The sequence below is a fragment of the Achromobacter sp. NPDC008082 genome (assembly GCF_042957345.1).
Classification (GTDB): Bacteria; Pseudomonadota; Gammaproteobacteria; order Burkholderiales; family Burkholderiaceae_B; genus Achromobacter; species Achromobacter kerstersii_A.
The window spans coordinates 523662-539801 of record NZ_JBIBIB010000001.1 but is presented as its reverse complement, the minus strand read 5'-3'; the positions used below and the strand labels follow the sequence as shown (position 1 = coordinate 539801).

15 protein-coding genes are annotated in these 16140 nt (G+C 65.5%); 3 read left to right on the top strand and 12 right to left on the bottom strand.

From position 1 onward, the window contains the following. Positions 1–4 precede the first annotated feature (4 nt). On the top strand, positions 5–1282 hold the full coding sequence (hemL, locus tag ACFZAI_RS02500; RefSeq protein ID WP_391565425.1) for a glutamate-1-semialdehyde 2,1-aminomutase: 1278 nt from the start codon (positions 5–7) through the stop codon (positions 1280–1282). A gap of 164 nt (positions 1283–1446) precedes the next feature. Here hemL and ACFZAI_RS02495 read toward each other — a convergent pair whose 3' ends face one another. Next, positions 1447–2196, bottom strand: coding sequence for a lytic transglycosylase domain-containing protein (locus tag ACFZAI_RS02495; protein ID WP_391565424.1), 750 nt, complete (start codon positions 2194–2196; stop codon positions 1447–1449). A gap of 234 nt (positions 2197–2430) precedes the next feature. Between ACFZAI_RS02495 and ACFZAI_RS02490 the strand changes: the two genes are divergently transcribed. Then, entirely contained in the window at positions 2431–4194 is a 1764-nt protein-coding gene (locus ACFZAI_RS02490) for a DUF342 domain-containing protein (protein ID WP_391565423.1), read from the top strand. Between the two features lie 131 nt (positions 4195–4325). Here ACFZAI_RS02490 and ACFZAI_RS02485 read toward each other — a convergent pair whose 3' ends face one another. Genes ACFZAI_RS02485 through ACFZAI_RS02460 form a run of 6 tightly spaced genes read right to left on the bottom strand, consistent with a single transcriptional unit; the run spans position 4326 to position 10119 of the window. Then, positions 4326–5132, bottom strand: coding sequence for an SDR family oxidoreductase (locus tag ACFZAI_RS02485; RefSeq protein ID WP_391565422.1), 807 nt, complete (start codon positions 5130–5132; stop codon positions 4326–4328). A 13-nt stretch (positions 5133–5145) separates the two neighbouring features. Further along, a complete protein-coding gene (locus ACFZAI_RS02480; protein ID WP_391565421.1) occupies positions 5146–5751 on the bottom strand; it encodes a cysteine hydrolase family protein in 606 nt (201 codons plus the stop codon). 2 nt (positions 5752–5753) lie between these two features. Continuing rightward, positions 5754–6287 (bottom strand): aromatic-ring-hydroxylating dioxygenase subunit beta, encoded by a 534-nt coding sequence (locus ACFZAI_RS02475; protein WP_391565420.1) that lies wholly within the window; start codon positions 6285–6287, stop codon positions 5754–5756. Then, positions 6278–7627, bottom strand: a complete 1350-nt coding sequence (locus ACFZAI_RS02470; protein WP_391565419.1) for an aromatic ring-hydroxylating dioxygenase subunit alpha — start codon at positions 7625–7627, stop codon at positions 6278–6280. Before ACFZAI_RS02470 ends, ACFZAI_RS02475 begins: the two co-directional genes overlap by 10 nt. A 9-nt stretch (positions 7628–7636) precedes the next feature. Continuing rightward, positions 7637–8881, bottom strand: coding sequence for a dienelactone hydrolase family protein (locus ACFZAI_RS02465; protein WP_391565418.1), 1245 nt, complete (start codon positions 8879–8881; stop codon positions 7637–7639). A gap of 59 nt (positions 8882–8940) precedes the next feature. Next, entirely contained in the window at positions 8941–10119 is a 1179-nt protein-coding gene (locus ACFZAI_RS02460) for an ABC transporter substrate-binding protein (protein ID WP_391565417.1), read from the bottom strand. 279 nt (positions 10120–10398) lie between these two features. Between ACFZAI_RS02460 and ACFZAI_RS02455 the strand changes: the two genes are divergently transcribed. Continuing rightward, the gene (locus ACFZAI_RS02455) at positions 10399–11382 is read left to right on the top strand and encodes an AraC family transcriptional regulator (protein WP_391565416.1); all 984 of its coding nucleotides are present in this window, start codon (positions 10399–10401) and stop codon (positions 11380–11382) included. Positions 11383–11470: 88 nt separating this feature from the next. On the opposite strand, the gene ACFZAI_RS02450 is transcribed toward ACFZAI_RS02455, so the two are convergent. The 5 genes from ACFZAI_RS02450 to ACFZAI_RS02430 form a co-directional block, all read right to left on the bottom strand. Then, positions 11471–11881, bottom strand: a complete 411-nt coding sequence (locus tag ACFZAI_RS02450) for a RidA family protein (protein ID WP_054423258.1) — start codon at positions 11879–11881, stop codon at positions 11471–11473. Positions 11882–11932: 51 nt separating this feature from the next. Beyond that, a complete protein-coding gene (locus tag ACFZAI_RS02445) occupies positions 11933–12358 on the bottom strand; it encodes an acyl-CoA thioesterase (RefSeq protein WP_391565415.1) in 426 nt (141 codons plus the stop codon). Positions 12359–12379: 21 nt separating this feature from the next. Next, positions 12380–14020, bottom strand: a complete 1641-nt coding sequence (locus ACFZAI_RS02440) for an AMP-binding protein (RefSeq protein WP_391565414.1) — start codon at positions 14018–14020, stop codon at positions 12380–12382. A gap of 68 nt (positions 14021–14088) precedes the next feature. Next, a complete protein-coding gene (locus ACFZAI_RS02435) occupies positions 14089–15258 on the bottom strand; it encodes an acyl-CoA dehydrogenase family protein (RefSeq protein WP_391566249.1) in 1170 nt (389 codons plus the stop codon). A gap of 2 nt (positions 15259–15260) precedes the next feature. After that, the gene (locus ACFZAI_RS02430; RefSeq protein WP_054423255.1) at positions 15261–16118 is read right to left on the bottom strand and encodes an enoyl-CoA hydratase family protein; all 858 of its coding nucleotides are present in this window, start codon (positions 16116–16118) and stop codon (positions 15261–15263) included. Positions 16119–16140 lie beyond the last annotated feature (22 nt).

Sequence of the window (16140 nt, the reverse complement as noted above, 5' to 3'; positions counted from 1 at the left end):
CGCCATGTCCCGTAACGAACAGCTTTTCGAACGCGCCTGCCGCAGCATCCCCGGCGGCGTGAACTCGCCCGTGCGCGCCTTCCGCTCCGTCGGCGGCACGCCGCGCTTCATCAAGCGCGCACAAGGCCCGTACGTGTGGGACGCGGACGACAAGCAGTACATCGATTACGTGGGCTCGTGGGGCCCCGCCATCCTGGGCCACTCGCACCCCGAAGTGGTGCGCGCGGTGCAGGAAGCCGCCGTCAACGGCCTGTCGTTCGGCGCCCCCACCGAAGCCGAAATCGAATTGGCCGAAGTGCTGATTTCGCGCCTGCCGTCGCTGGAACAGGTGCGTCTGGTCAGCTCGGGCACCGAAGCCACCATGACGGCCATCCGTCTGGCGCGCGGCGCCACCGGCCGCGCCAAGATCGTGAAGTTCGAAGGCTGCTACCACGGCCACTCGGACAGCCTGCTGGTCAAGGCCGGTTCGGGCCTGCTGACCTTCGGCAACCCCAGCTCGGCGGGCGTGCCGCCAGAATTCGTGTCGCACACGCTGACCCTGGAATACAACAACCTGGACGCCGTGCGCCAGGCCTTCGCCCAGCACGGCGCCGACATCGCTTGCATCATCGTGGAGCCGGTTGCCGGCAACATGAACCTGATCAAGCCCGCGCCCGGCTTCCTGGAAGGCTTGCGCGAAGTCTGCACGCAGCACGGCGCGCTGCTGATTTTTGACGAAGTGATGACCGGCTTTCGCGTCGGCCCGCAAGGCGTGCAGGGCCTGACGGGTGTGAAGCCCGACATCACCACGCTGGCCAAGGTGATCGGCGGCGGCATGCCGGTGGGCGCGTTTGGCGGCAGCGCTGAAGTCATGAAGCATATCGCCCCGCTCGGTGGCGTGTATCAAGCCGGGACGCTGTCGGGCAACCCGGTGGCCGTGGCCGCGGGCCTGGCCACGCTGCGCCTGATCGCCGCGCCGGGTTTCTACGAGAAGCTGTCGGCGCAAACCGCCAAGCTGGCCCAGGGTTTGCAAGAACGCGCGCGTGCCGCCGGCCTGGCGTTTTCCGCGGATTCCGTGGGCGGCATGTTCGGCATCTATTTCAGCAATACGGTACCGGCCACGTTCGCGGAAGTGTCCCAGTGCGACACGGCGGCGTTCAACCGCTTCTTCCACGCCATGCTGGACCACGGCGTGCACTTCGCGCCGTCCGCGTTCGAAGCGGGCTTCGTGTCGGCCACGCATGACGACGCCGTGATCAAGTCCACGCTGGACATCGCCGAAAAGGTTTTCGCGTCGATGTAAGCACCCGGCTAGAGGCGCCTGGCTAGGGGCGCCTGGCTAGCGGCGCACAGCCAGGAACAGACCGCTAGCGTCATACCGCAAAGGGGCGCCCACTACAGGCGCCCCTTTGCTATACGCCTTCAGGCCTGCGCCCCCGGTCAGTCCGCAGCGCTCAGCTCCCCTGTTCAAGGCGCCTTGTAGCGTTCGTACAAGGCCGTCACATCGCGCACATACGCCTGCGTTTCCGCATACGGCGGCACCGCGTCGTACTTGCGCACCGCCCCTTCCCCCGCGTTATACGCCGCCAGCGCCAGGTCCAAGCGGCCCGGGTACTGGTCGATCAGCCGGCGCAAATGGCGCGAGCCTGCCCGCACATTTGTCGCCGGGTCGACCAGCGCGCGCTCGATATCATCCACCGCCAGCACGGACGCCGCCGTCGATGGCATCAACTGCATCAGGCCGAGCGCGCCCTTGGGCGAACGCGCGTCACTGCGGAACCCCGATTCAATGGCGATGACGGCCGTCAACAGCGCCCGGTCCACCCCCGAATCCTGCGCCGCGCGGGCGATCAGGCCGTCGTGCGTGGTGGGCATGGCGTCCCCCCAGCGCAGCGCACGCGACGTTGATCCCAGCGATGCCAGCTTGGCGCCATCCCCGGATTGCGGCGCGCATTCCAGGCAAACCTGGATGCCGTTGCCCCGCCACACGGTACGGGCCTGCGCCCGCTTGTAATACTTGGCGTAGCCGGTGGGCACTTTCATGGCGCGCCACACGCCGTACGGGTCTTTGTAGCGGTAGATATCGGCGGCTTGCGCGGGGCTTGCGGGCGCCAGCGCCAGAGCGCCCGCCGCAATGGCCGTCAGCGCCGCCACGCCGCTGGCTCGCGCCAGAAGGGCGCGAAAGGCCGGCAGAATGGATCGGTGAGGACATTGCATGTCGGGGCTCCGGCGGCGTCCGAAGACGCGTTGGCGAGCCCCTATGCTGCGGCGATCCGCCCGGTTTGTCGCTCGGCCCTACGTCCTAGTCCCCCGCCGCGAGTCAAATCCCAATGTGAAACAGGGCCATAACTAGGACAGACGACCGACGCTGCGCTAGAATATGTCGCAATATTTCGTTTATTTACCAAATGAATGAACCTGGCCGCTTCGTGCCGGGCGGGAGAGGCTGAGATGGACGCAGAAAACACGCTCCAGCTGGTGCTGGATGCCACGACCAACGTCCTGACGGCGCGCTACACGCCGCCTCCGCGCCCCGAAGCGCCGTTGCCAGACGATGACCCCACGGCACACGCCGCCAACACGGATGCCGCCCCCGCAGAGGCAAGCGGCGAAACCGCTTCCGAGCAAGATACCGACACCGCCGTCGCGGTGGACCCCGCCCCCCACATCAATCCAGACGCCCCCAACTGGGACACGCTGACCGCCGCCGCCGTCGCGCATGGCTGGTCGGCAGACGCGCTGGACAGCCACGCCGCGCTGGCCTTCATCGAACGCTGCCGCAGCGCCGCCGAGCCGGTGGAGTTCCCCGTGGGCCAGGTCGTGGACGGCTCGTTCGAGCTGGAGCTCGACCCCTCGCGCATGAGCGCGCTGCTGACGCTGCACCCGCCCAAGGGCGGTCAGCCTGTCACGCTGGACATGATTCGCCACGCCATCGCCGACCGCGGCATTGTGCACGGCGTGCTGGAACAAGCGCTGGCCGAAGCGGTAGAACAGGGCCGCCGCGAAACGGTGCTGATCGCGCAAGGCACGCCGCCCACGCGCGGCACCCCCACCCGCTTTGAAAGCCTGCTTGACCGCCTGAAACCGCGCGCCCAGGAAATCGACGAACTGGCCCAGGTGGACTACCGCGACCTGGGCAGCCTGCTGCTGGTGTCGCCCGGCACCCCGCTGATGCGCCGCATTCCGCCGTTGCCCGGCGTGGACGGCACCAACGTGCTGGGCGAACCCGTGCTGCCCGACGAGATGCCCGACACGCCCTTCTCCAAGGAGCTGTCGGGCGTAGCGGTCGATCCGGAAGACCCGCTGCTGCTGCGCGCCACCATCGCCGGCACGCCCACGCTGATCAGCCAGGGTGTGCAGGTGAACCCGATGGTGGAAGTGGACGCCGTCAACCTGTCCACCGGCAACATCACGTTTGAAGGCTCGTTGCAGGTGCGCGGCGACATCGCCGCCACCATGGAAGTGCGCGTGACGGGTGACGTCGTTGTCAACGGCACCATCGAAGCGGCGCTGGTCGAGGCCGGCGGCAGCGTCACGGTCAAGGGCGGCATCATCGGCATGGCCGAAGCGCTGCAAGACGCCGCCGCCACCGCGCGCACCGCGCACATCGTCTGTGGCGGCACGCTGAAAGCGAAGTTCATCGAAAACGCCATCATCAGCGCGGGCAAAGACGTGGACGTGGAACGCGAAATCCGCCAAAGCAGCATCGCCGCCGGCGGCAGCGTGCTGGTCGGCCCGCCGAACACGCAGCAAAGCGCCATCACCGGCGGCCAGACGCGCGCGTTGAACGCGGTGCGGGCAGGCACGCTGGGTTCGCCCTCGGGCATTCCCACGCTGATCCAGGCCGGCCTGGACCCGCACGCCGACATCAAGCGCTCGGCGTTGACGCGCAAGCGCCTGAAGATGAACGAAGAAAAGGCCAAGCTGGAACAGCTGCTGATGTTCCTGCAAGCCAACCCGCAGCGTGCGCCGGCCGATGTGGCCGAGCGCGCCCGCAACACCCACGTCAAACTCGCGGGCGATCTGGTGGCGCTGGAAGAAGAGGAAGGCCAGCTGATCCGCGACCTTCAACCCCTGCACACCGCCATGATCACCGCCACGCGGCGCTTTTGCAGCGGCACGAAGATTCAGCTGGGCAACAAGATGCAGGAATTCCTGGAAGATCAGGTCGGCGGCAAGGCGGGGCTGGAAGAAGGCGAGATCGTCATCCGCTGAGCTTGCCGCAAGGGTTTGTCTGGCCGCCAGCCAACCCGCTTACCCGCGGCCCTCACGCCCTCACGCCGTCGCACCCTCACGCCGACACGCCGACACGCCCTCACGGCGTCACGCCGACAGGCGCCATCCCATCACGGCACCAGCTCCTTGAACCAGACTCGCGGTGAAATACCGCGGTCTGGCCCCAGGATGGAAAACCCGCCGTCGACCGGGATATCCACCCCCGTCATCCACGACGCGGCATCCGAACACGCAAAGCACACGGCGGCGGCAATCTCGTCACCTGACCCCACGCGGCCCAGCGGATGAAAATGCGCCCCCACCGCATCGGCGGCTTGGCGCGACCCGCCCGACAATTGTTCAACCGACGGCGACCACGTCCACGCCGGCGACACCGCCAGCACACGCACGCCGACAGGCGCCAGCTCGACGGCGAAGTTCTTCGTAATTTGCAGCATGGCCGCCTTGGACGCCGGATACAGCGCGCGCCCGGCCGCCCCGAACTTGCCGCCCGTGCTGCCCATGTTCACCACCACCCCGCCGCGCGGCAGGTGCGCCGCCGCCAACTGCGTGAAGATAGCGGCCGACACCAAGTTGGTGTCGAGTGTGCTGTGCCATTCCTCGCGCGAGGACGCCAGGCCCCGGTCCGCGTACTGGCAGGCGTTATTCACCAGGATGTCGAGCCGGCCAAAGCGCGCCAACGCGGCATCAATGCAGCGCTGGATCTGCGCGTCCTGGCCGATGTCGGTCTCGCAGTACAGGGCGCGTTCGCCCAGCGCCTGCGCCAACGCGTCGCCCGCCTGCGCGTTGCGTCCCACCAGCACCACATTGGCGCCTGCCGCAACCAGCCCGCGCGCGATGTCTGCGCCCAAGCCCTGTGTGCTGCCGGTGACGATGGCGGTCTTGCCGGCCAAGCCGGGAAAGCCTGAGAAGTCCATGAACAATCCTTGATCAGTGCGGCGCGGCGGCCCAGCGCACAGCATCCGCCACCGAGCCCGTTTGCGCAATCAGCCGCATGCTGGCAAGCGACGCCTGATGCACCGCTTCATCGGCGGACGCGCACGCATCTTCCGCCACCATCACATCAAAGCCGATGTCTGCCGCGTGGCGCACCGTGCCTTCAACCACCGAATGCGTCGCCACGCCCGCCACCACCAACCGGCGCGCGCCGATCACCCGCAGCGTTTCCTCCAGCGGCGTGCCGTAGAAGGCGCTGATGCGCGTGTGCTTCACGACGAACTCACGGGTGCTGCCGGGCAGCGGCTGCAAGCCGTCGTAGAACGCGCTGCCCCACTGCCCTTCCGGCACCGCGCCAATGCTCGCCACGTTGCGGAAGATCTCGCAGTTGGCCAGCAGGTCGGCGTAGTCTGGCCGGAACGCGATACGCACGTGCACGATGGGCAAGCCTTGCTTGCGCGCCCCATTCAGCAAGGCGGCGGCGTTGTCCAGCAGGCGCTGGCGCGCGCCGGTGTCGGCATCCAGCCCGACGCGGATCTTGCCGTCGGGATGCAGCACGTCATTCTGATAGTGCAGCGCCAGCACCGCGGTGTCAGTCATCTTCAAACGAACACCTCGAACACATCGTGCACGTCGTCGCAATTGACGAGGTCTACGCGCTTCATGCGGATACGCCAGCTGTCGCCGTCGGCGGCCAGCTTGTGCGTGTAGCGGCCGGCCAGCTGACGCGGCTGGCGCTTGCGCCATTCCGTCATCTGGAACACGGAATGCACGACCAGATTGCCGCCCGCATCCGCGCCTTCCACCTGCACGCCGCCCACCAGCCGCACGCTGCGCGTGGGCGGTTGCTGCGACCAGTTGCGCGGATGCTCCAGGCGCCGGATGCGCACGTCGCGCAGCATGCGGTCTTCCCAGAACAGCGAAATGTGGTCGTACGGGCTTTGCTGATCGTGCGTGCGCGGCATCCAGTACATGCCGTCCTGCGTCCACAGCGCCTGCCAATCGTCATAGCGCCGCTCGTCCAGCAGCCGCGCCTCGCGATACAGAAACTGGGCGATGCGGTGGTAGGCATCCGCCGGCACATCCGCCGACGACAGGTTCGTCGTGCCGACGTCGAAATCCAGATCTAGCAGCATGCGCCTTCTCCCGTGGCGGACGCGTTGCCGTTCTGCGCCGCGCCCGCTTCCATATAAGTCTTCCACGCGCGGAACTGGTTGCGCATGGGCAATTCGCTGGTGCCGTTCACGGACACCATGCCGTCGGCGTCGCTGCGGTCGCTGCCGTGGTAGCGGTGCATGCTGACCCACTCGCCGCCGCGCGTGGCGTTGCCTTCCTGGCAGCGGTTATAGAGTTCGATATCGTCCGGCATGACGTTGGACGACGGCGAGTTGATGACGTTGGCGTACAGCATGGCGCGCTTGAACACGCCGTCGGGTGCGCCCTTGCAGCGGAACGTCTGAATCTCGATCAGCGTGCGGTCCACGGCAATCGGGCGGATCACACGGAACTGCTGGAACACGGTATGCGGCGAGCCGCTGCCGTAGATGACCGTGTTGTGGCGGTTCATGCCCAGAATCTCGCGAGCACGGTCTTCGCCGTAGGCGGCTGTCAGCGTCTCGAAGTGCGCGCGCGACACCGGGTCGCGTTCGGCCGCGCCGGGGTTGAAGATGCCTTCCATGTAGCCGTGGCCGTTGTCATACGCCCGCAGCTCCAGCTTTTCCCAGAACTCATAGGGCTCGCCGTTGCCGTCCATGATGTGCAGCTCAAGCGGCATCTCGCCCATTTCCTTAGCCTCGTCACGCGCCGCGGCGTAAGACGATTCATGCGTGACGCGGGCGTGCATGGTGTCGTGCAGGTTCTCGTAGAACACCTTCCAGTTCGACCGCTGCATCACGCGGAAGATACCGCCCGCCACTTCGACCTCGCCCACCGGGGAGCGGTCGCACAGGTTGTCGATCGACGAGCGCACGCCGCCCAGGAAGTCGGTCAGCTCGGGGCCTTCCTTGGACTGGCTGGCGAACACGAAGCCGCGATAGCTTTCCACGCGCGCCAGGCGCCGCATGGAAAACGTGGGGTCGGTCGGGTCATACGACGTGCCTTCGAGCCCTTGCTTGAGCGGCACGCCCAGATGGCTGCCATCCAGCTTGAACGTCCATGCGTGATAGGGGCAGCGAAAGAACTTGCCCACGCAGCCCTCGCCATCGGCCACCACTTTTGCGCCCTTGTGCGGGCAGCGGTTGTACAGCACGTGCACGCGGCCATCAGAGGCGCGCACCATCAGCACGTCCTGATCGCCCACCCGGGTGGTGTGATAGTCGCCCGTCTTGGGCACCTGGCTTTCATGGCCCACGTAGATCCAGGCGCGGCCATAGATGCGCTGCATCTCAAGATCAAAAATGGCCGGGTCGGTGTACACGCCGCGGTGCACGCTGTCGCCGCGCACCATCGCGGCCAATTGTTCTTCGGTGTAAGACATGTTGCTCTCCTACTTGTTGGCGCTGTCTTTCCAGCGCGCCATCAGCGTGTTGGACGGCAAGGTCTCGTCCAGCAGCTTCGCCGCCGTTTCGCGGCCCGCTACCGGCAGCCCCTTGGGGTCCAGCAGCCCCACCTGCACCAGCACGCTGGCCTGGTCCCAATAGATGTGCTCGTGATAGAGCTTGTCCCCGCGGAACTTCACGATGGCGATCAGCGGGATCTCAACCGGGCGGCCGGTCGGCGCAACGCCGGGCAACAGCCAATCGATTTCGGTGGTGTGCGTGAAGCAGAACAGCAGCTCATCAACGATCTGGGTTGCGCCCACCGTGCGCGACAGCGGGATCAGCCGCGTGTCCGGCGGGTTGCTGTTGACGAAATGGTGCTGATAGAAGCGCGACAACTCCTTGTGGCCCACGCCGCCCGTCATCGTCGGGATGTGGTTCACGTAAGGCTCGGCCACCATCGTGGCCATGGTGGCGGCAACATCGCGCGTGCCGAATTCGTACTCGCAGTGCTTGTCCCACAAGGCCGAATAATCGAACTCCGGGCCAATCGCGCGTTGCAAGGCCGCCATGCTGCGCTGGTGCGCCATCAGGGCGGACGGCTTGTCGTAGTGATCACCGCTCGTGCGCGCAAACGCGTGGTCCATGCCCGGGTACACGTAGAGCTCCACGCCGGGCTTGCCGCCCAGCGCGTCCAGGATGCGCTGGCGCGCAGCGGGCGGACAGAAGCCATCCTGCTCGGCAATGTGCAGCACCAGCCGGCCGCGCAGAGCCGCCGCTTCGTCCAGGCTGTCTTCGATGCCCACCCCGTAATAACCCACGGCCACGTCGACATCGGTACGGCATGCAGCCAGATACGCCAGCTTGCCGCCCAGGCAATAGCCCAGCACACCCACGCCGCCCTGCTGCTCTGGCAGCTCGCGCAACTGCGCGATGGTGGACGCGATGTCTTTCAAGCCTTGCTCCACGTCAAAGCCCTTGTACAGCTCGAACGCGCGCGGCATGTCGGCCGGGCCGTCGGTCAGCTGGATGCCGGGCTGCTGGCGCCAGAACAAATCGGGCACCAGCACCACGTAACCCTCTTCGGCCAGCAACTGCGCCGCGCGGCGCATGAAGTCGTTCACGCCAAAAATTTCCTGGCACAGCACCAGGCCCGGGCCGTGGCCCGAGGCCGGCACGGCCAGATAAGCGCCAAAGGACTTGCCATCGTGCGAGGGTATCGTCACCTCGCGCGTCGTGATGTTCTGGGTCATGCCATTCTCCTTGCGATGCTTGCGATGCTTGCGATGCTTGCTACGCCATGCGCACTGCCTTACTTCATCTGGCAGGCGGCGGCGAAGGGGTCCTGGTACTGGGTCAGCACCGTGCCCGACAATTTATTGGCCAGCTTGCCATCCGCGCCCGCCTCGACGACGCGCAGGTAATAGTTCTGGATCGGATATTGGTTGCGGTTGAACTTGAAGTCACCCCGCACCGACTTGAAGTCCGCACGCCGCAACGCCGGACGCAGCGCGTCGGCCTCAAGCTTGCCGCCCGTCTGGCGCACCGCGCTGTCCAGCAGCATGGCCGCGTCGTAGCCTTGCGAGGCATACAGCGTCGGGCTGCGCTTGTACGTTTTCTTGAAGTCGTCCACGAATTTGCGGTTGGTGGGGTTATCCAGGTCAGCCGCCCATTGCGACGTGTTGTGCAGGCCCGCAATGGGCGCGCCCACCGCCGCAATCGTGTCCTCGTCGCCCGAGAAGCCCGGCGCCAGCAGCACGATGTCTTTCGACAGCCCCGCGCCATTGAACTGCTTGATGAAGTTCACGCCCATGCCGCCCGGCAGAAAGAAGAAGACGGCATCCGGCTTGCTCGCGCGCAGGCGCGTGATCTCAACGCCGTAGTCCAGCTGGCCCAGCTGGGTGTAGATCTCTTCGGACAAGCCGCCTTTGTACAGACGCTTGAAACCGTTAAGCGATTCGCGGCCGCCCGGATAGTCGGGCGCAATCAGCGCCACGCGCTTGAAGCCTTGGTCGGCGGCGTACTTCCCCATGGCGGCGGGAATGTCCTCGTTCTGCCAGGCCACCGCGAAGAAATTGGGGTTACAGCCCGCGCCGGCAAAGTTTTCCGGCCCGGTATTCGTGCTGAGGTAAATCGTGCCCGACTGCAAAATAGCCGGCATCACCGGCAGCAACACATTCGAAAACACAATGCCCGTCATCACGTCCACGCGGTCGCGCTTGAGCAGTCGCTCCACCGCTTGGCGGCCCGTGTCCGCCTTCTGCTGGTCGTCCGCCACCACCACTTCAGCGGGCAAGCCGCCCAGCTTGCCGCCGGTATGTTGCAGCGCCAGATTGAACCCGTCGCGAATTTCGTTGCCCAGCGCCGAACCCGGCCCAGACAACGTGGTCAGCAAGCCAACCTTGACCTTGTCGGCGGCCGACGCGCCCGCCACCGCAGACATGCAAACCAACGCCGCCAGCGCGCGCCGGCTCCAGAGATTTCGATTCATGTGCCACCCCGATTCGTCGCCAGCCGCGCTGGCGGAAAGCTGACAGATCCCGTCTGCCGTCGGTTCACGCATGCTGCCGATCAAAGTCGCCAAGCTTACGCGCCGCGACGACGCCCTCCAAGACCTGCCGGGAGGACCTTGGGGCTAGCGTATGCCGCCCGCCAGCCTGGCTCTATCCGATTCCGGCCAGTCTTATCCGGGATTCACTTAATTCCAAACGCTTGACGTTTAAATTACTCTGGCCGCTGACACGGGAGCGTTCCCGTCCCGGAGGCATCCATGCAAGGCTGGTCCCGACTCGCGCTTGCGCCGCTCTTCAAACGGCGTGTATTCAGCTCCACCCAACAAGACGAGACCCGCGAGCGCGTGTCCGAAGCCTTGAAAGACCACCGGCTGACATGGAAAGGCGGCCGCGTGGACGCCCAGCTGAACCGGGGCCGCTTCGGCGCGTTAACGGTCTGTACGTTGCGCTACGGCGCCGAAGTCCATATCGAACCCGATCGCCTGCAAGACTTCATGCTGGTGCAAGTGCCGCTACGGGGCCGCGCCTGTATCGAATGCGGCGACGAACGCGTCAACGCCAACCCTGACTGCGCCGCCGTCATCGCGCCCAACCGCCCGCTGCGGCTGCACTGGGAAGCCGGCTGCGAACAACTGCTGCTGAAGATTCCGCGCGGCAAGCTCGAAGCCATCGGCCGCCGCGCCTTCGGCGACGCCGCCACCCGCCCGCTGGACTTCAGCCCCGCCCTGCGCCTGGACAACCCCATCGGCGCCGCCTGGCGCAGCATGGTCACCAGCATGATCGACCTGTTGCCCACGCTGGACGACGGCGCCGCGCGCCCGCCCGCCGCCTGGCTGGAACACATGGAAGACACGCTGGTCCTGCACCTGCTCTATAACCAGCCGAACAGCTGGCATTCGCACGCGGGTTCACTTGTGACGCTGCCCCGCCGCCTGGTCCTGGCCGAAACCTTCATGCGTGAGCATCTGTCCGCCCCGCTGACCCTGACCGACATCGCCCGCCACGCCGGCGCCAGCGCCACGGCCTTGACGCGATTGTTTCAGGAACACCGTGACACGACGCCGATGCACGCGTTGCGCGCCTTACGGTTGGACACCGCCAGGCGCAAACTGAAGACGGACGCGCACGCCAGCGTGACGGAAGTCGCGCTGGGCGTAGGCTTCGGACATCTGGGGAGATTTTCGGAGTATTACCGGGAACGGTTTGGCGAGTTGCCAAGAGAGACACGGCGCGTGGCGTAGGGAGCCCTGGGCGGGCAACCTGCGGCGCACCATGCGGGCCGGGCCGCCGACGCGTCAGGCGTCGACAGCACGAACCGTACAGCCAACGCTACACCGCAGCCGGCACCACCGCGGTGACCTCGATCTCCACCTTCGCCCGATCCTCAACCAGATCCGCCACCTCCACCGCCGTCATCGCCGGAAAATGCCGTCCGATGAACTCCCGGTAGTGCTTCCCGATCGCCGGATACGCCGCCACGTACTCATCCTTGTCCACGACATACCAAGTCATCCGGACAATATGCTCGGGCTTCGCGCCGCCCTCGGCCAAGATGGCGACAATGTTCGACAGCGTCTGGCGGACCTGGTCCGCCAGGTCATCCGATTCGAACTGCTGCTGCCCATTCCACCCCACCTGCCCGCCCACAAACACGAGCTTGCTGCCCACCGTCATTTCGGTGAGCACACCATTCGAATAGCCCCGGGGCGCCATCCAATCCGGCGGTTGCAGAATCTTCATAACGTCTCATCCTATTTTTAAGAAAACAAACTACAGGGTGGCCCCCGCCGCTTACGCCGCGGGCGCCAGATAATCCTGCATGCGTTCCCGCAGGTCCGCAGACATGGGCATGGACTTCATCGTCCGCAAATCCACCGTCACAATCGTCAGCGTTGCCGACAACCGCAACTGGCCATCCGGCCCTTCGAAACGCACCAGCGCCTTGAACGACGCGCCACCAATTCGCTGCACGGACAGCGTCTGACGCAAGCGTTCGTGCCAGCGGCTGGGCGCGCTGAAATCGCACGTCACCGATGCCATCGGCGTACCGATGTGCCGGTCCACATGCAGCGCATGAAACGGCAAGCCCATGCCCTTGTCGAACCACTCCTCGACAAAGTCATTGATCATCTCGAAATAGCGCGGGTAGAAGACAATGCCCGCCGGATCGCAATGACGGAAGCGGACTTCGACCTGGCTGGTGAAAGGTGCGGCCATGATGATTTCCTGATTGCCTGTTCAAGCCATATTGCGCAACGCAAACCGTTGCAGCTTGCCGGTTTCGGTACGCGGCAAAGCCGCCACAAATTCAATCGCGCGCGGATATTTGTAGGGTGCAATCGTCGTCTTCACGAACGTCTGCATCGCAGCGACCAGTTCATCGCTGGGCGTATAGCCCGGCTTCAGCACCACGAACGCCTTGACGACCTGGCCGCGCTCTTCGTCCTGCGCCCCCACCACGCCGCACTCGGCAACCGCTTCATGGCGCAGCAACGCGTCTTCCACTTCCGGGCCGGCAATGTTGTAGCCCGCCGACACGATCATGTCGTCGTTGCGCGCCTGATAGAACAGATAGCCGTCGTCGTCCTGCACAAACGTATCGCCCGGCAGATTCCAGCCGCTTTGCACAAAACGGCGCTGGCGTTCATCGGCCAGATACCGGCACCCCGTCGGACCCTTGATCGCCAGACGGCCCACCGTGCCATTGGGCACGGGGTTCATATCGTCGTCCACGACTTGCGCCACATACCCCGGCACCACGCGGCCAATGGCGCCGCGTTTCACGGCTTCGGGCGGGCTGGACACAAACACGTGAATCATCTCGGTGCCGCCTATGCCATCGATCATCTCGATGCCGCTGGCCTGCTTCCACAACTGGCGCGTCGCGTCCGGCAAGGCTTCGCCCGCCGACACGCTCTTCTTCAACGACGACAAATCAAACTTGCCGACCAGCGCCGCCATCTGACGGTAGAACGTGGGCGCCGTGAACACGATGGTCGCGCGGAATTCCTGGATCAGTTCCAACAGGCTTTCCGGCGTCAGCTTTTCGGCCAGCACCGTGCTTGCGCCCACGCGCAGCGGGAAGCACAGCAAACCGCCTAAGCCGAACGTAAACGCCAACGGCGGCGTGCCGCAGAAGATGTCGTCCGGGCCGGGCTTGATCACATGCTTGGGGAACAGGTCGCACATCGCCAGCACATCGCGATGAAAGTGCATGCAGCCCTTGGGCGAACCCGTCGTGCCGCTGGTGAAGGCGATCAGGCACACGTCGTCAGCCGCGGTGTCGCAGGCGGTGAAATCGTCAGGCTTGGCGGCGGCCAACGCGTCCAGCGCATCGGGCGCGGCGTCGTTGAAATACATGATCTGCGACAGGCCCGCGCAGTGATGCTCGTGCTCGGGCTGGGCGCAGAATTGGGCTTCGTCTTTCAGGCGCGCATCGCACAGCACCGCCTGAATCTGCGCCTTTTCGATGATCTGCTTCAGCTCTTTGGCGCGCAGCAGCGGCATCGTTGGCACCGTTACCAGGCCGGCCTTGATGGCGGCCAGCCACGATGCGGCCATCATCGGATTGTTCGGCCCGCGCAACAGCAGACGGTTGCCGGGAACCAGCTTCATGTCCTCGGTCAGCACGCGTGCGATGCGGTTGGTCAGCGCGGCCAGTTCGCGGTACGTCATGGTGGCGGGCTTGCCGTCCTGACGCCAGCGCAGCGCCACGCGGTCGCCAAAGCCGCGGTCGGCCATGGCGTCCACCAGTTCGACGGCGCAATTGAAACGCTTGGGATAGGCCACGTCGGGCCCGTCTAGCAAGAACTCGGGCCATTGTTCGCCCGGGGGCAGATTGTCCCGGGCAAAGGTGTCGATGTGGGCGGAGCTTTCCATGTATTTCCCCTTGGAATGTGCTGTGCGGTGTAGTTTGCTTTGCCAAAGGCCGAGGGCTCGCAGGCCCCTTATGCCTTCAACAGTTCACGGGCGATGATCAACTTCTGCACTTCGGTGGCGCCTTCGTAAATACGCAGCGCTCTGATTTCCCTGTAAAGCTTCTCCACCGGCATCCCCGACACCACGCCCGCGCCCCCGAACATCTGAAGCGCGCGGTCGATCACGGTCTGCGCCGATTCCGTGGCCATCATCTTGGCCATCGCTGCTTCACGCGTGGTGCGCAGCTTTTGCACGTCGCGCATCCACGCGGCGCGATACGTCAACAGCGCTGATGCGTCGATGGCGGTGGCCATGTCGCCCAGCGCGGCTTGCGTCAGTTGCAGGTCGGCCAGCGTCTGGCCGAACATGCGGCGCGACTTGGCGCGCGCAAGACCTTCATCCAGCGCGCGGCGGGCAAAGCCCAGCGCGGCCGCGGCCACCGACGCGCGGAAAATATCCAGCGTCATCATGGCCAGCTTGAAACCCTGCCCGGCATCACCCAAACGGTGCGACAGCGGCACCCGGCAGTTGTCGAACGTGATCGTGGCCAGCGGATGCGGCGCGATCAGTTCAATGCGTTCGCTGACGTCGAACCCGGGCGTGTCGGCATCCACCACAAAGGCGCTGATGCCGCGCGCGCCCGGCGCTTCGCCCGTGCGGGCGAACACCACGTAGAAGTCGGCGATGCCGCCGTTGGAGATCCAGGTCTTGGCGCCATTCAACACGTAGTGATCGCCATCGAGCTTGGCCTCGCAGGCAAGCGCCGCCACGTCGGAGCCTGCGTCCGGTTCAGACAGCGCAAAGGCGGCAATGGCTTCGCCTTGCGCCACGCGCGGCAGATAACGCTGGCGCAATTCGTCTGAGCCCATCAGCGAGATAGCGCCGCTGCCCAAGCCCTGCATGGCGAATGCGAAATCCGCCAGCCCTTCGTGGCGGGCAAAGGTTTCGCGCAAAATGCAGACCGCGCGGGAATCGACTTCCGGCAGCGCGCCGCCCCAGGCGCCGCCCGGGCCGCCCGCCACGGCGTAGCGCAGCCAGCCGGCCTGGCCCATGGCCTTCACCAGTTTCTTGCAGGCCGCATCCGCGTCGTGATGGTCAACATCGCCCAGCGATTTTTCGCACCAGGCGTCGACCTCATGCGCCAGCTTGCGGTGCGCGTCGTCAAAGAAAGGCCAGTCCAGCCAGCTTGCGTCACGCATCATCAGTTCCCCTCGAAGACCGGCTTTTGCTTGGCCACGAAGGCCTCGTAGGCGCGATGGAAATCGCGCGTCTGCATGCAGATGGCCTGGGCTTCGGCTTCGGCCTCGATGGCTTCGTCCACACCCATGTTCCATTCCTGATGCAGCAGCTTCTTCGTGACGCCATGCGCAAACGTCGGGCCGGCGGCCAGTTGGGCGGCCAGCGTCTGCGCGGCATCCGCCAGTGCGCCGGATTCATGCAATGCATTGAAGAAGCCCCAGCTGGCGCCCTCTTCGGCCGTCATGGCGCGGCCCGTGTACAGCAGCTCGGACGCGCGGCCCTGGCCGATCATGCGCGGCAGCAAGGTGCATGCGCCCATGTCGGCGCCTGCCAGGCCCACACGCGTGAACAGGAACGCGGTGCGCGCGGCAGGCGTGCCCAGGCGCATGTCGGCGGCCAGCGCCACCATCGCGCCAGCGCCGGCGCATACGCCATCCACCGCGGCCACGATGGGCTGCGGGCAAGCGCGCATGGCTTTGACCAGGTCGCCCGTCATGCGGGTGAAGTCCAGCAGTTCGGGCATCGTCATCTTGGTCAGCGGACCAATGATTTCGTGCACGTCGCCGCCCGAGCAGAAGTTGCCGCCCGCGCCCGTCACGACCACCACCTTGACGTCGGTGGCGTACACCAGCGAACGGAACAGGTCGCGCAGTTCGGCGTAGGAATCGAACGTCAGCGGGTTCTTGCGTTCTGGACGATTCAGCGTAACCGTGCCGATCTTGCCGTCGGCCGACACCTGCCACAGGAACGTCTTGGCCTGATAGCCGGCCATCGGACGTTTGTGGTGCTTCATGGTGTGCTCTTCGGACTGGGTGCTCATGGTGTCTCCGTTCGTTATCCAG

Bases quoted from the DNA above. Each gene is read 5' to 3' on its own strand.
- hemL (WP_391565425.1), top strand. From the start codon at position 5: ATGTCCCGTAACGAACAGCTTTTCGAACGCGCCTGCCGCAGCATCCCC.
- ACFZAI_RS02495 (WP_391565424.1), bottom strand. From the start codon at position 2,196: ATGCAATGTCCTCACCGATCCATTCTGCCGGCCTTTCGCGCCCTTCTG.
- ACFZAI_RS02490 (WP_391565423.1), top strand. From the start codon at position 2,431: ATGGACGCAGAAAACACGCTCCAGCTGGTGCTGGATGCCACGACCAAC.
- ACFZAI_RS02485 (WP_391565422.1), bottom strand. From the start codon at position 5,132: ATGGACTTCTCAGGCTTTCCCGGCTTGGCCGGCAAGACCGCCATCGTC.
- ACFZAI_RS02480 (WP_391565421.1), bottom strand. From the start codon at position 5,751: ATGACTGACACCGCGGTGCTGGCGCTGCACTATCAGAATGACGTGCTG.
- ACFZAI_RS02475 (WP_391565420.1), bottom strand. From the start codon at position 6,287: ATGCTGCTAGATCTGGATTTCGACGTCGGCACGACGAACCTGTCGTCG.
- ACFZAI_RS02470 (WP_391565419.1), bottom strand. From the start codon at position 7,627: ATGTCTTACACCGAAGAACAATTGGCCGCGATGGTGCGCGGCGACAGC.
- ACFZAI_RS02465 (WP_391565418.1), bottom strand. From the start codon at position 8,881: ATGACCCAGAACATCACGACGCGCGAGGTGACGATACCCTCGCACGAT.
- ACFZAI_RS02460 (WP_391565417.1), bottom strand. From the start codon at position 10,119: ATGAATCGAAATCTCTGGAGCCGGCGCGCGCTGGCGGCGTTGGTTTGC.
- ACFZAI_RS02455 (WP_391565416.1), top strand. From the start codon at position 10,399: ATGCAAGGCTGGTCCCGACTCGCGCTTGCGCCGCTCTTCAAACGGCGT.
- ACFZAI_RS02450 (WP_054423258.1), bottom strand. From the start codon at position 11,881: ATGAAGATTCTGCAACCGCCGGATTGGATGGCGCCCCGGGGCTATTCG.
- ACFZAI_RS02445 (WP_391565415.1), bottom strand. From the start codon at position 12,358: ATGGCCGCACCTTTCACCAGCCAGGTCGAAGTCCGCTTCCGTCATTGC.
- ACFZAI_RS02440 (WP_391565414.1), bottom strand. From the start codon at position 14,020: ATGGAAAGCTCCGCCCACATCGACACCTTTGCCCGGGACAATCTGCCC.
- ACFZAI_RS02435 (WP_391566249.1), bottom strand. From the start codon at position 15,258: ATGCGTGACGCAAGCTGGCTGGACTGGCCTTTCTTTGACGACGCGCAC.
- ACFZAI_RS02430 (WP_054423255.1), bottom strand. From the start codon at position 16,118: ATGAGCACCCAGTCCGAAGAGCACACCATGAAGCACCACAAACGTCCG.